We start from the raw sequence: 15,704 nt of genomic DNA on the forward strand, positions 1-15,704 counted from the left end.
ATCAATCCCCTCGCCTTTGTTTTTAAATCAATGTGTAAATGTAATATTAAGTGCTGTTCAGATACTTCTATGCACTTACGGTTAGTGTTAAACTTAAAAATCATCCAAAATGGAAACTTTTATGTCAGTAACGATAAATGATGTAGCTAAACTTTGCGGCGTATCTAAGCGCACTGTATCTCGTGTTATTAATCGCTCCTCAGCGGTTGGTGAAGCAACTCGTGAGCGAGTTTTGCAGGTGATCAGTGAAGTTGGCTTTTCTCCAGATAAACAAGCGCGTGGTTTAGCATCAAGTCGTTCTTACTTACTAGGTTTAATATACGATAACCCAGATGCCCTTTACATAGACCAAGTACAACGTGGTGCATTGAGTGTGTGTTCAGAGTTAGGTTATGAGCTGGTTGTGCATCCGAGTCATTCTAAAAGCACTGATTTTATTAGTGATTGTTTATCGTTTATTTCGCGCTCTAAACTCGATGGCGTTATTATTTTACCGCCCATGTCAGAAAACAAAGAGTTAGCAGCAGCAATTCGCGATGCCGATTGCCCATATGTTCGCCTTGCTTCGGTTGACTTAGATGATGCGGATAACATAGTTGTATCAGACGAGCGCGCTGCGATGAAAGAAATGGCAAGCTACCTTGTTGAGCTAGGGCATAAAGATATCGGTTTTATTTCTGGTCCTCAGGAGTTTCGTTCTTCAATAGAGCGTTTGGCCGGCTTTTTAGCTGAATTACAAGTGTGCAATGTTAAACTACCAACGAGTCGTATTGTTGAAGGTAAAAATAGTTACGAAAGTGGTATAGAGTGTGCGATGGAGTTGCTAAGCGCTGAGCCTAGACCTACCGCAATTGTGGCAAATAATGATGAAATGGCTGCAGGTGTTCTACGCGTTGCCAAGAATTTAAATATTAAAGTGCCACAGGAGCTTTCAGTTGCAGGTTTTGATGACAATATTCTTGCTTCTCGCATTATCCCATCTTTAACGACAATTCGTCGCCCGGTACAAAACATGGCATGTTTAGCTGTACAAAAACTAATTAATAAAAGTCAGTCATCTCAAAGTGAAAAGATCAAACTTGATGAGGTTGTCACCCCGTATTTAGTAAAGCGTGAATCAACCAATAAGTGTGCTAAATAGCACACTTACTTCACTTTACTTATTTCACTTCACTGTAAAAATTCCAGCCTAGTTTTGCAATTTTAGTTGTGCAGTCAAAAACTCAGTCATAATTTTAACTGTGTCATTTAGCCACGGATCAAATAACCAAAATGAATGCGGCGCATCAGCAAACTGATAGATTTGATTAACTACTTGGTGTTTTTTTAATGCCATAATTGCTGTATCACGCCCGGCTCTAAAGCGCGGTACTGAACTATTTATAAAGAGTGTCGCAGGGGATTCATCTGTGATGTAGTTTATGGGAGATGCACTATGCCAGCGTTCAGGAACCTGTTCATAACGTCCGCCTAACCATGCACTGGCAGAGGTTACTTTTTTACTTGGATCATTTTCAAATGGCAGTGCTTCATCACTGGCAAAGTCACTTAATCCATCTATGTTGATCAGTGCTTGAACGTTGGCGCTTGTTGCTTGCTCAGCTTGCTGCTTTAATTGGCCATTGTTATAAGCTAGTAGCGCTGCGATTTGACCCCCTGCTGAGCCGCCACCCAGAGCGATATGGTTCAGATCAATTGCAAAGTCTTGATGATGGGCTCTAAGCCAGATCAGGGCATCGTTAACATCGTAGATAGCTGCTGGAAAAGGAGCGACCCCAGATAATCTATAGCTTGGCGTTGCAACTACAAACCCGTTCTGTGCTAAGCGAATGGCAAGTGCGTTAAAAAGCGCTGGCGTGCCTGTACGCCACCCACCACCATGTACTAATACGACTAAAGGTAAAGATGCTTGCTGCTGCTTTGGTGAAAAGAGAGTAAGCGTTAACGCTTGCTGATTTATTGTTTTATAAATTAAGCCTTTTTTAATCGATACATCTGCAGCGTTATCCTGCACAGGAATTGTGATGTTAGGATACTGTTTAATCAGCTTTTTATACGTATTTTCAACAGTGTATGCTTTAGCATGAGTTGTTTCACTGATAAAGCATAGAATGAGTAATGTTATAACCGTAAACTGTTTCATTGCTGCTCCAAATTTTTAAAGCGCACATAATCCACATCAATGTATGCGTCATTTTTAATTCTGCTAGGGTATAAAGCGATTAAGCATTAGCAAATGATGATGCAAAAAGCACCATCATTGCGAGTACAGACTAGGAAGTGGCTGTAAAAAAGTTCATAAGATTTAGTTTTAGTGTTGCTCAGTGGTTGTTAATAATTTAACCATTTCAACACCCGCTAAAATAAATGGCGAATTACCTTTTGGATCATTACGCACAATTGGCTCACTCATATAATAGCGGTAGCTGCCATCGCGGCCAAAACCTAGGCCAGCAACATAGCACTGATTTAGCATAGATACGCTTGAATCTGGGTGAACTAAAATAAACTCATTCAATAAGCCATTGTAGGCGTTTTTTGTCACTGTTAAATAATCATCTGACAAGTAGCCTTGGTTAAGTGCCTTAGCAAAAAAGTAGACAAACATAGCACTGGCTGATGACTCACGATAGTTACCGACTTGATGTGGTTTATCCATTACTTGCCACCAGGTTCCTGTGTCTGAATCTTGCACTTTTGCTAGACTCTGTGCTACTTCCTCAACCATACCGAGCAAAAACTCACGCTGCTCTGTATTTTGCTCAGGAATATAGTCAAGCACATCAACCACAGCCATTGCTAACCAGCCCATACCACGTGCCCAAAACTGCTGTGATAAACCGGTGTTAGTGTCAGCCCAGCTTTGTTTTTTAAGTTCATCCCAACCATGATAATAAAGACCTGTGCTTTCATCTTTTAAGAATTCACGAGTCAGTTTAAATTCGTTGACGACTTCATCAAGGGTTTCTTGCTGCTGGTGGCCTTGCTCAAATTGCACGCCATACTTCGCTAAGAAAGGCATTCCCATGTAAACACCATCTAGCCAAACTTGGCCTTGGTATTTCTTTTTGTGCCAAAATGCGCCGTTGGACGTTCTTGGTTGATCTTTAAGTTGTTCGCGAAGGGCGTTGATTGCAGTTAAGTATTTTTTTTCATCTGTGCGTTGGTATAAATCAATAAGGTTGCGCCCTGGAGGTATATTATCGATGTTAAAGTTGCTTTTTTTATACCTTTTTATTTCACCTTCTGGCGAAATAAAACTGCTCACAACAACATCAACAACGTCATTATATTTACTTTCATTAGTCAATTGCCCAAGTTGTGCAAAAGCATAAGGCTGCACACCAATAATGTCGTATTCAAATTTAGGTTTACGCTTACGATTTACATCCCAGCCTGTGTACTCGTAGCCCAGTGCTTTTCTGTCAAGTTCTGAGTCGGCAAGTGCTTTTGTCCATTTTAAGGCTTTTTCTGCCGTGAGCTCGCCATCAAGTTGTTTATTCGTAAAGCGTGTTTTAATTCGGACTCGCGGAGTAAGGGTGAGCTTTTCGGCTTGTTGCTCGAGGTATTGCGTAAACGCCGCTTTGTCGTTGATGCCGCTTTGCGGCTGCCAAATAGATGCAAAGTAATAGTTTACTTTTTGCTCGTTTTTGCGCCCTTTAGGTTTTAATACCGCAAGGTAATTTTTATCGTCTTGACGTATCTCTATTAAATCACCTTTTTTAAAAAAAATAGCTATACCTAAAGGTGATTTATCTAAGCTTTGATTACCCCAGCTGGCAATATAACTGTAGCCATAATTACTTAAATTACTCAAATCGCCTTCAATGAATTGGGTATCATCATGTTTTACCAGACCTGCGACAAAATTAGGTAAGTCTTGAGTGAGTGAAAGTTCAACATGAGCAAGCTCAGAGCCTGCGTGCATTGAAATATTGGCGGTTAAATCTTGGGTATTACGGCTATTTTGCCAATCTTGGTAGTTAATTTGCACGGTGGCGCGTAAATCGCCATTCGCTTTAATTGTGGCTGTACGTTTAGCCACATCAGTGACATGTTCAAGCTCATTGTTGTTGTCCATCACACCAAAACCGCCAGCACCTAAAGAGCCGCCGACTTTTAAAATATCCATGCCCCAATCTTGCCTATCATGATAGGAGCTGTAACCATCTAAACCAACGTTGTGCAATACTGGCTCAGGTGTTAATTTACCAAAAATATCGAAGCCATTGCGCCAATCTAAGTAAAAGCGGTAACCGACTTTATCTGATTCAATGCCTGGTCCTTCGTAACGGATCCAATTTGAGTGATCGGTATAGTAATCAGGTGGGGTGAGTGTTTGTACATTTTTAAACTCACCGCCCACATATTCTTTTTTACCTGCATTAATTTGATGCTTTGGTGGACGTGAGTGAGGCTGCCATTGACCATTAACTTTATGTGCTAAGTCTGCTTGTACGCGTTTTGTTTGCGTGCTTTTAGGCGCTGCGATTAATTCATCTATTACGAGGTTAACAGTTGCGGCACTGGCTAAATCGACAACAAAATATATACCGTCCATTTGTCCATCAGTATCAATATCCACAGCCTGCGTGGCGAGTGTTTTTTGAGCTGTTTTGATTTGTATGGGTTTGGCTATATCAAGTCCTAAATCGGCATAGCTGATATAAATCGGTTCGTCAGATCTGACAAATGTTGATGGGTTGCTTATTTCTACCGTTGCAAGCGGGCTTGATACAGCATTTTTTTTAGTGTTTTGATTGGTTTTTGCCGTTGGTTTTTGTGGCTGCTCTTGGCACCCTGATAAAATTATGCAACTGGTGATCACACTGCCCATAAACATGGCTTTTGATAGCTGAGATAGTTTTGTTGTCATTGTGTGCTTCCTGTTAGCCACATTACACGGGTAATGTGGCTTTAGTATTTTTCTTAACCAAGGTTGTAGGCTTTTTTCACCAGCCCATATGTTAATTGATAGGCTAATGTTTGTGCGCTACTTTCGCTGATCTGATGATTAGCAACAAGTTCAGCTAAATAGCGGCAATCCACTCGTCTTGCAACATCGTGTCGTGCTGGAATTGATAAAAATGCACGGGTGTCATCATTAAACCCAACAGTATTATAAAAGCCTGCTGTCTCAGTTGTTTGCTGACGAAAACGAAGCATACCTGCAGGGCTATCATGAAACCACCATGCTGGCCCTAATTTCAAGCTTGGGTAGTGACCTGCAAGTGGCGCAAGTTCACGACTGTACGTTGTTTCATCTAGCGTAAATAAAATAATTTTTAAATCTGGATGATTGCCATATTTACTTAATAGCGGTTTTAGTGCGTTAACGTACTCTGTTTGGCTTGGAATATCACACCCTTTATCACGGCCAAATTGATCAAATACCGCTTTATTATGATTACGATGAGCCCCTGGGTGAATTTGCATTACTAAGCCGTCTTTAATACTCATACCTGCAAGCTCAGTGAGCATTTGGCCACGGAATAATTCTTGCTCTTGCTCTGATGAATTCCCGCTGAGGCATTTTTCAAATAAAGCTTCACATTCAGCAACAGATAAATCTGCTGTTAATGCCGTTGGGTGACCGTGATCGGTGGCGGTTGCGCGACCTTCTTTACGAAAGTAATCACGACGTGCTTGAATTGCATTTAAGTAACCTTGCCATGTTGATGTGTCTTCACCGGTTAATTCACCTAGTTTTGCAACATTGTCGATAAAGTCTTCGCGACTAGCATCAACCACATCATCAGGCCTAAATGTGGTAATAACTCTCTTTGCTATGTTATCGCCAGCAATAGCGCGGTGATGAGGGAGCTGATCTAATGCGCCTTCAGTGGTTGCAATTAGCTCAATATTAAAGCGATCCATTAACGCGCGAGGTGTAAACTCAGGGGTTGCCAGTGCTGCGGTAATTTTTTCGTAGTACTCAATGGCATTGTCTGAGCAAAGCTTTTGGGTGAAACCAAATACATCGCTAAATACAGCATCTAACCAATAACCACTAGGTGTACCGGCATAAAGGTGATAGTTGTCAGCAAAGATTTGCCATACTTTGCGCGGATCAGCCGCTTTAGCGCGCGCCATATCACCTTCTAGGCCGTGTTCAGGCACACCTAAATCTGTCATTGGAATACCTTGGCTATAAAGCATTCTAAATACATAGTGATCGGGCTTGATAAATAGCTCTGTTGCATTGCCAAAGTTTTTGTTTTCATTAAACCAACTTGGATCAGTATGACCATGAGGACTAATAATGGGTAAATCTTTAATTGATTCATAAAGTTTACGGGCTATGGCAACAACCGCAGGATCGCTTGAAAACAAACGATCTGGGTGTAATGCTAACGGTTCAAAGTTATCTGACATGAAAATTCCTTTGTTACCCTTCTGCCACCGGTGGCAGTTTTGAGTGTAGTTTATTGGCTGCGAACAGCTATTTAAAGTTAATGTTTATTTATGCGCGAGAACTTGCTGACAAGCTTGGGTTATTTTGTCCAATTCGTTAGCGGCTATCCACTGTGGTTGCGCAACCCATGTACCACCTACAGCAAGCACGTTTTTAAGGGCTAAATAGTTCATATAATTATCGCTATTAACTCCCCCTGTGGGGCAAAAGCCTATATCAGGGAATACGCTCGCAACCGCTTGCAAAAATTTATCGCCACCACATAATGAGGCAGGGAACAGCTTTTGCTCAGTAAAACCGTACTCTTTTGCCAGTAAAATATCCGCGGTGTTTGATACGCCAGGCACCACAGGAACAGGGCATTTAGCAAGTTCAGCTAACAAATTAGGCGAAACTGCAGGGGTAACGATAAAATCGCTACCGGCTTCAATACTTTGTGCTAATAAGCTACTGTCAGTAATTGTGCCTGCACCCACTGAAAGGTCTGGCAAAGCTTGTTTAATCGCGACTAGCGCATCCAATGAGGCTGGTGTGCGCAATACGACCTCAACTAAATGAATACCGGCTTTGTGCATTGCGCTAGCAATTGCTACACCTTGCTGTGCTGAAGCGGCTTGTATTATCGGTAAAATAGGCTGCGTGCCTAATAACGATGAAAATGTCTTCATGCTGTTATTCCTGTTGTTTTATTATCTTCATTGCTCAACCTTTAAGCTGTTCAATGGTGAGCGGTTTTGCATTAAGCGTAACGTTATCGAGAGTCATATTGTTAACATTTTGCACTATTGACTGTTCACCTGTTTTATCGAAATGACAGTCAACAAAATGTATATCGTTAATGGGCGCACGTTCAAAGCCATTTAGGTAAAACGCTTTACTTAGCACGTTTTCACAGTGTAAATTTTCGATGCGAATATCACGTACGATAGGATCAAATTTACCTGCATCACCTTCTTCATAGAAAAAGTTGATAACCACGGCATTTTTCACTGTGCCTACTTTAACGTTACGCACTCTAATATGCTCGATTAAACCACCACGCACTGAGTTTGTTTTTATTCGTACAGCGCGTTCTAAATAAGGGCTATCCATCGTACAATTTTGAACGAATACATTATTGACGCCGCCAGAGATTTCACTGCCAACCACAACGCCACCGTGGCCTTCTTTCATGTGACAGTTTTCGATAACTATATTTTGCGAGGCCACATTAACTCGGCGGCCATCGGCATTACGCCCTGACTTAATAGCGATACAATCATCACCTGTGTCAAACACACAATCTTTAATATGCACGTGATTACAACTTTCTGGATCGCAGCCATCAGAGTTTGGTCCATGGCTTGAAAAAGTAACGTCAGACACGGTCACGCTATTGCATAGCACTGGGTTAACTAACCAAAATGGTGAGTTTTTAATGGTAATACCTTCAATTAATACATTGTTACAGCGATATGGTTGGATAAAAGGTGGGCGTAAATAGGCACCTTCACCGTAGCGCCTTTGTGCTACAGGAAGGCCATTTTCTGCATCAACCATTAATTGCTTACGTGCTGGCTTTTGATCCATTAATTTGCCACTGTCTGTGTAAAGTAGCTCCCAATGTTTTTCTTTGTGGGGGCCTTTCCATGGCCACCATGTTGTGTCATTAGCGTTACCTTGCAAGGTTCCTTTACCAGTAATTGCTATGTTTTGTTGACCATAGGCATAAATAAGTGGTGAGTAGCCCATCATTTCAAGACCTTCCCAGCGGGTAAATACTTCTGGTAAATAGTCTTTGGGGTCAGTGCTAAAGCTTAGAATAGCATCGTCATCAAGGTGTAAATTAACATTTGAAAGTAAGTGAATGGCCCCGGTTAAAAAAGTACCGTTGGGCACGAACACTTGACCACCTCCTTGTGCGTGGCAAGCTTGTATTGCGCTTTTTATTGATTGGGTACAATCGAATGTACCGTTTCCTTGAGCGCCAAAATCATTAATGTTAAATACTTTGTTGGCAAAGGTAGGCACCTTGATATTGTTTTTAATGAGATCGGCCATTTGCCAATCATCAACATTGACAGGAGAATCAAAAGCGCTCGCCATTGGCGCTGATTTACATCCGATTAGCGTTGCACTCACCACAGTGCTAGAAGCCAATGCTTTTAAAAAGTACCTACGATGACTATCCATTTTTGTGTCCTGCTATTGTATGTTTAGATTATTATGATAGCTTAACATTAGCAGCTATTGCCACCGGTGGCAATAAGTTTTGGGTATTTAAATTGAGAGTTTTTTATGGATGGATTTTATAAAAAAGTCTTTGTTATTAATAACTAACCTTAACTCTGGATAAAAATAATCGGTGGCAACCACCGGTTCAACAAGGGCAGAGCTTCAACATTACCCATAGCCTAAAATAGGCTATGGGATATTTTTAATATCTAATTGATTATTTAAAAAGTTCCTCTGATGCCCATTAAGAACTGACGACCTGAAGACAAGTTTTGATAAGGACGAGGGGAGTAAATATCATTCCACATATCTTGTTTTTCATCAGTTAAGTTTACTGCTTCAAATGACAAGCTCATGCTCTCACTAAGCTTGTAACGAGCTGAAAAGTTAAGTTTTGACTTAGAATCATAACCACGTACAAACGTAGATTCATCTTTATACTCGTTTAAATATTGCTTGTTATAACCGCCACGGTGGTTATATGAGAAACGAGCTGACCAATCTTCTACTTCATAATATAGTGTTAAGTTGTAAGTGTTTTTTGATGTTTCTTCTTCCCCTAAAGTGAGCTTGTTACCATAAAATGGGTCTTCAATATCACGGGTGTAATCTATATAAGTGTAGTTAGCTTGTACGCCAAAATTATTAAATGGCTCAGGTAAAAAACTGAATGGTTGTTGGTAAATAAACTCAGCTCCCCACATGTCTTCAGCTTCAGTATTTTCAAGTTGAGTAACAGTCCAAGTTATATCTTCAGGGTTCATATCACCGATATCTATACCTAATCGATCTAGCTCCGCTTGGTTTAGTACTTCATCACTACTGTCAGAAGATATCCCCGTAATATTTTTAAAGAATACTGAGGTTGCAATAAGTGATTCTTCAGCAAAGTACCACTCTAGTCCAACGTCATATTGTTTTGCTTTGTAAGGCTTAAGTGATGGGCCTGCACCGCGTTTAATTGTTGCAGTTGGGTCTTGCTCATCAGGCGTATTTACACTTATTGATGATCGTAAATCGGATAATTTAGGGCGTGTGATTGCATGAGAATAACTAAAGCGACCAACGAGATCTTCTGTTAAATCATAGGCCAAATTTAAAGAAGGGAGCCACTCATCACCTGTACTAACAGACTCACGCCACCCATATCCTGCGGAAAAATTTGCACCATCACCACGACCTGCTGTGTAACCATCTTTGTAGATGTGATCAAGGTTTACAATTTTGCTTGTATTTTTATTATCAACGTAGCGTAAGCCAATATTACCTCTTAATTCCGAGTCAAAAATATCATTTCTAAAATCAACTTGTACATATGCCGTATTGACTTCTTCTTTTATATAGTAAGCCCGTTTAAACTCTTCTTTTGCTTCAAAAAATGCTTCATTCGAAAAAGCACTCATCATTGAATTATAATCTGGAGCAAGCCATGTTGAACCAAATAATGTGGAGGTAGCAGGCACATTTGCGTTATTACCAAATTGTACACCTGTGTTATCTAAAGTGGTTGCAAATAAGCTTCCCTTGATTGCATCAGCGTCTAAATCAACGACTTGTGTTTCTGCACTCTTACCACTGGTTTTATTGTTTTCAATATCTAGATTTTTCCAAGAATTGCGGTAGTCATGCTGTTCAGTCTCAAAGCTTCTTTGTCCTAAACCAAATTTTACCGTATATTGGTCAGTAAGCTCATAAGTAAAATCAATTTTGATGCTAGAGTTTTCACTCTCTACTGTTTGTGCACGATTACGAGTTAAACCTGCCGAATAGTTATCCGCATTAACCATGGTGTTTTGTAGCTGCTCTTTAGTGTAGGCCCCGCCTGCTGCTTGCCCTGCTGCAAATGCGAAAGAAGGCATAGCTGTTGTGAGTTGTCCACTGCCGATAGCTTCACCACCTGGGTTATTTATTAAACTCAGAGGATCAATATTATCATCATAACTGTAAGCGACTGTCGAACCAGCCGAATCTAATGCAAAGGTTCGAAGATGGGGTACATTTAAATCAGATTTTCCTTTACCGACTAAAAAGTTCATTTTTAAACGATCAGAAATATACCAGTCGCCTGTGAAACTGACTTGATCAAATTTTGATTCAGAAACATCTTGGCGTGCTTCAGAACGGATAATTGCATTTGAGAATGCACCGGCAACGATTGTGTTATTTGAATCAATATGAATATTTTCGGGTACGATGTTCTTTTGGTCTCTTAATAGTACAGAATATTGATATTCATCCATTGTTGTATCTAACTCAGCATGAAGGATGTCTAAGTTTAACGATAAGTTATCAGTAGGAGCATATTGGAATGCAAGTGTAGCTCCAACACGTTTTTGGTCTTTTGAGAATATTGAATAACGGGGAATACGTGGTAAATAAAGCCCATCTAAGTTGTCGCTAGTGTAATTGCCATTTTCTAACAAAATAGTTTTAGGTGAAGCTGTAAGGTAATTGCTTCCTCCTTGTCCAACAGGATCGCCGCCGTCGAGGTAGTTTGGATTGTTGACTGTCCAACGCACTGTAGATGAACCTTCACTTTGTACCGTTCCATCACTGTAAGCTACAGATGCTAGCACGCCAAATTTGTTGTCCCAGTTATTACTGAGCATAAATGATAAGCGTGGAGATGTTTCTTCAGAAATATCATTATAGCGAGCATTCACGCTGTAAGAACCTTTAAAGCCATCATATTGAAATGGGCGGGCAGTTTGTAGATTTACATTACCCGAAATACCGCCATCTTCGTTTTGTGCTGAGACAGTTTTATCAATATCTATTTGAGTAAATAATTCCGACGCAAAAACGTTATAATCAAATGCGCGAGAGGTGTTTGAACCACCTGCAGCATCAGTCGCAGCGCCTGCAGAAGCTGACTCCATGCCGTTAATTGTTGTTTTCACAAACCGAGAACCAAGACCTCGAATGGTGATTTGACGCCCTTCACCAGCATCTTCTTCAATTGAGATACCAGGCACACGAGAGAGTGAATCAGCGACGTTTAAATCAGGAAATTTACCAATATCTTCAGCGATAATAGTTTCGCGCGTTCCGACAGCTTCACGCTTTGACATCAATGCTGCGTTGATACTGCCGCGGTAACCCTTAACTTCAATGATTTCGATTTCTCCAGCCGCTGTTTCTTCTTGGGGGGCTGCATAAACCACGCTGCTAGATAATGCGCCGCTGAGTATTAGATTGGTCATTAACTTGTTAAGTTTAAAATTGTGTGTGCTGGTTGTCATATTAGTTCCACATCTAGTTATTTTTAATCAGTTAACATGACGGATTAAATATATTTGTCATGTACTAGTTTGTTGAATCCACTGTGCCAAGCCTCATAATCCAATACAGGAAAAACAACGAGAAAACAAATAGCAAAGTATTAGTGATAACCTTTGCTACCGGTGGCACAAATTGAAAGCTATATCGATTCCAGTGTTATGTCAAACTAAAAAAATAACAAAATTCATCTTTAGTTTACATTTCAAATATTGTTGACGTGCATCTTTGGTGCAACCTGGATTGGTAAGTATCATGATTTAACTGATTAATTTGCCACCGGTGGCGGAAGTGTTTAAACCAAAAAATAATAAATATTTTTGTTAGTTTATTTATCTTTTACTGTCAGTTACAAAATAGTGATCTCTAAACATTGCCTATTGTTATATTAATTATATTTAATTCAAAGTGGTGATTACTGGAAAGTAATTGCCACCGGTGGCATGTGGTGTTATGTTTAAATAGCACACTAACTAATAAATTTTTAAACTTATTTTTTACAACACTATAGAGCGATTAATATGGCTAAATTACTAATAACAATACTTTTTATGGTGAGTTTCTCAGGTATGGCAGCAACGGATGAAATAAACGTTTTTATGGCAGGGGATTCCACTATGTCAATTAAACAAGTTAAAGCTTTTCCTGAAACGGGTTGGGGTATGCCCTTTAGTATATTTTTTGATGAGTCGGTAACCGTTATAAACAGAGCGAAAAATGGCCGTAGTACCCGCACTTTCATTAGTGAAGGTTTATGGGAAAGTATTACTTCAGAGCTTAAAGAGGGCGACTACGTGGTAATTCAATTTGGCCATAATGATCAGTCTAAAAAGAAAGTAGACCGTTATACTTCTCCTGAGCAATACACTGAAAACTTAATGAACTTTATTACTCAAGTCAGAGCTAAAAAAGCGCATCCGCTATTGATGACACCTGTTACCAGACGCTACTTTGATGAAGCCGGTAATATTAAACAGACCCACCCAATTTACTCTGATTTAGTGCGTGATGTGGCCGCCAAAACGAAGGTTGATTTTATTGACATGGATAGTGTTACTCGCGAGTATTTTCAAGCAATGGGCGATGAAAACTCGTGCTTACGCTATATGCAGCTTGAAGCCAATGTTCATCCGAACTATCCAAAAGGTGTAGATGATAATACCCACTTTAATGAATTAGGTGCCCGTGAAGTGGCGCAGCTTGTATTAGCGCAAATGCGTAAAATAAATCATCCTTTGGTTAATAAATTACGTGTGCCAGATCCAAAACACTTAAAATAAATACACCTGCGAACTAAGGGAAACGACCCTTAGTACACATACTATTTTTAACCCAAACAGTATTAGGCTGTGTTTTTTACTAACCCAAAACACCCACCTAATATCAACACGTTTAATAAGTAACCTGAGCTCTGGATAAATATATTTGTGATTTGATATCAATACATTAGTACATCTCTTAACCAGAGTTCAGGTTAAGTAATTAAATTGAAAAAAATAATTCGAGGGGTTGTTATGCGGGTAGTGCCTAAGAGTCATAGTAATATAAAGTTAATCGGATTGCTTATAGGAATTTTTATTCTTGTAGTTTGCTCATCAGCGAAGGTTAATGCGCTTTCAAAAGAGCAAAAAATAGCCTTCCCGACGGCGCAAGGCTTTGGTAAATATGCAACCGGTGGTGTTGATGGGCAGTTATATATAGTAACAAGTTTAGATGATGAAGCAGATAATCCTAAAAAGGGCACATTGCGCTATGCGATTGAGCAAAAACACCCGAGAACTATTGTATTTGCTGTCTCTGGAGTTATTAAGCTAACAGACGAGCTAAAAATTTTGCATGGTAATATCACCATTGCAGGGCAAACATCTCCTGGTGGAGTGACCCTTATTGGTGCGCCGGTAATGGTGTCATCCAGTGAAAATGTGATTATTCGTTTTATGCGCTTTCGTTTAGGCACATTTGGTTATGCCGAAGATTCATTAACAGTGAGAAACAGTAACACTGTTATGATCGATCATTGTTCACTAAGTTGGTCTGTAGATGAAACGGCGAGCTTTTATAATAACCGCAATTTCACACTGCAAAATTCAATAATTTCATATAGTTTGAATGACTCTATTCACCCTAAAGGTAAGCATGGTTATGGCGGAATTTGGGGCGGAGCGAACGCGTCGTTTATTAATAATATTATAGCGAATCACGCAAGCCGCACACCTCGAATTAATGGCCATCGACTTAAATCACCTTACCCGCAGCAGCAAGAGTTTGTGGAGCTTGTTAATAACATTATTTTTAACTGGGGGCATAATAATGTTTATGGCTCAGAAAATGGCCGTTTTAACTTAATTAATAATTATTATAAGCCGGGTAAAGCAACTAAAAGAATGCAGTTTGCAGATATTTGGTATTCGCCACAAATAAAAGAAAATCAAGCTTATATATTTGGAAATGTGATTGAAGGTGATGTTCAGCTCAGTGCAAAAAATTGGCTTGGCGTAAATTATCGACAAGCTGAGAAAGCAAAGCGCACGTTGAGTAAGCAAAACAGTATTTGGTTAAGTGACAAACTGATTATTACCTCTACTATGCAACCTGCTTTACACTACCTAACTGCTGAAAAAAGTTATCTTAATGCGACCCAATTGCAATCAATTGGTGCAACTCGTAACGCCAATGGCAAATTTATCGACAATGTTGATGCCCTTGTATATCAACAATTAACCGACTCAGTGCCTATTAAAGGAGATGGTCTGATTGATCATGAATTTGATTTGATAGGTAGTTGGCCTGCGTACGCTAAGCAGTTTGCGGGCTTTGCGAGCATTGTTGATTCTAACCAAGATGGTATTGATGATAATTGGTTAAAAGACGCGAAACAAAAGCGAATAAGTTTTGCGCCTGAACAGGCATTGTCTGAGTACCTTAATTATTTAGCGGCTGACTAGGGGCTTACTCTACTGTCAAAATTGAGTGAAATCATGTTATTCATTAAAAAGTGGCTTTATTCATAAATAGTAAATGCATTAACTGTGATATGTGCGACCCAGAGTGCCCAAATGAAGCAATTTATATGGACACTAAAATTTATCAGATAGATTCTGAAAGGTGCACCTAGTGTATAGGGCATTATGAAAAGCCAACCTGTATCAGTGTATGTCCAATAGATTGCATAAAACCAGATCCAAATTCCCGAGAAACTATTGATGAGTTAGCTGATAAATATATACGTATTAATGGTTAGTAATAGTACCTAACAATTTCACTCATACAGTTATTTATAAAGGCAGTTTGTGTGAGTGCTTAAGATGAATATTTATGAGGAAGCTCAAAGTTATTATTTTCGTAAAAGTGAAATTAGTTCAAAGTAAATAACCTCATCCTTTGTATAAACTGATTGAAAGGTCTTTTTATATGCAAACTATACCCCCTCAAACCGCGGTTTGTATGTATTTTGTACTAAAACCAAATTCTTTTGAATAAGCGTGAAATAAACGTTGACCATCATTCGAATATCCCTATAATGCGACCCCACTGAGACGGCAGAGCAGGCAACGCTTAGCGAGGCAAGCAAACCACTTAGTGAGTCGAGTAAAACTTAGGTTTAGATTTTTATAAAGTTTAAAATTAAGTGTTGACAAAAACACAGGAAAGCGTAAGATTCGCTTCCCTTGAGTCGCTAAGGCAACTCAAACGTTCTTTAACAATATAAAGCAATCATCTGTGTGGGCACTCGTACAGATTGAGTTCTAACAGCCAAGCTACTTAGGTAGTGAGGCAAACAAATTAGAGTCTCAAT

9 protein-coding genes and 1 pseudogene are annotated in these 15,704 nt (G+C 39.7%); 4 read left to right on the forward strand and 6 right to left on the reverse strand.

Annotated features, from left to right (window positions below; translation table 11 throughout):
* The first annotated feature begins 121 nt into the window (after window positions 1–121).
* Window positions 122–1,141 carry a LacI family DNA-binding transcriptional regulator gene (locus ATS76_RS06355; RefSeq protein ID WP_058551491.1) on the forward strand — a complete coding sequence of 340 codons (1,020 nt, stop codon included), beginning with the start codon at window positions 122–124 and terminating at the stop codon, window positions 1,139–1,141.
* Between the two features lie 48 nt (window positions 1,142–1,189).
* Here the strand turns inward: ATS76_RS06355 and ATS76_RS06360 are convergent, their stop codons facing one another.
* The 6 genes from ATS76_RS06360 to ATS76_RS06385 form a co-directional block, all read right to left on the reverse strand.
* Entirely contained in the window at window positions 1,190–2,143 is a 954-nt protein-coding gene (locus tag ATS76_RS06360; protein WP_058551492.1) for an alpha/beta hydrolase, read from the reverse strand.
* A 168-nt stretch (window positions 2,144–2,311) separates the two neighbouring features.
* Window positions 2,312–4,876, reverse strand: coding sequence for a glycoside hydrolase family 88 protein (locus ATS76_RS06365; RefSeq protein WP_058551493.1), 2,565 nt, complete (start codon window positions 4,874–4,876; stop codon window positions 2,312–2,314).
* A gap of 53 nt (window positions 4,877–4,929) precedes the next feature.
* Window positions 4,930–6,375 (reverse strand): glucuronate isomerase, encoded by a 1,446-nt coding sequence (uxaC, locus tag ATS76_RS06370; protein ID WP_058551494.1) that lies wholly within the window; start codon window positions 6,373–6,375, stop codon window positions 4,930–4,932.
* 84 nt (window positions 6,376–6,459) lie between these two features.
* A complete protein-coding gene (eda, locus tag ATS76_RS06375; RefSeq protein ID WP_058551495.1) occupies window positions 6,460–7,083 on the reverse strand; it encodes a bifunctional 4-hydroxy-2-oxoglutarate aldolase/2-dehydro-3-deoxy-phosphogluconate aldolase in 624 nt (207 codons plus the stop codon).
* Between the two features lie 34 nt (window positions 7,084–7,117).
* Entirely contained in the window at window positions 7,118–8,587 is a 1,470-nt protein-coding gene (locus ATS76_RS06380) for a glycoside hydrolase family 28 protein (protein ID WP_058551496.1), read from the reverse strand.
* Between the two features lie 263 nt (window positions 8,588–8,850).
* Entirely contained in the window at window positions 8,851–11,871 is a 3,021-nt protein-coding gene (locus tag ATS76_RS06385) for a TonB-dependent receptor (RefSeq protein WP_058551497.1), read from the reverse strand.
* A gap of 558 nt (window positions 11,872–12,429) precedes the next feature.
* Here ATS76_RS06385 and ATS76_RS06390 point away from each other — a divergent pair.
* The 3 genes and pseudogenes from ATS76_RS06390 to ATS76_RS18985 all read left to right on the forward strand — a co-directional run bounded on the left by ATS76_RS06390 (window position 12,430) and on the right by ATS76_RS18985 (window position 15,149).
* Window positions 12,430–13,188 (forward strand): rhamnogalacturonan acetylesterase, encoded by a 759-nt coding sequence (locus ATS76_RS06390; RefSeq protein WP_058551498.1) that lies wholly within the window; start codon window positions 12,430–12,432, stop codon window positions 13,186–13,188.
* Between the two features lie 234 nt (window positions 13,189–13,422).
* Window positions 13,423–14,853 (forward strand): pectate lyase family protein, encoded by a 1,431-nt coding sequence (locus ATS76_RS06395; protein ID WP_058551499.1) that lies wholly within the window; start codon window positions 13,423–13,425, stop codon window positions 14,851–14,853.
* 50 nt (window positions 14,854–14,903) lie between these two features.
* Window positions 14,904–15,149, forward strand: a pseudogene (locus ATS76_RS18985) (YfhL family 4Fe-4S dicluster ferredoxin).
* Window positions 15,150–15,704: the final 555 nt, after the last annotated feature.

Origin of the sequence: Pseudoalteromonas sp. 10-33, from assembly GCF_001469195.1 — a bacterium.
GTDB lineage: Bacteria > Pseudomonadota > Gammaproteobacteria > Enterobacterales > Alteromonadaceae > Pseudoalteromonas.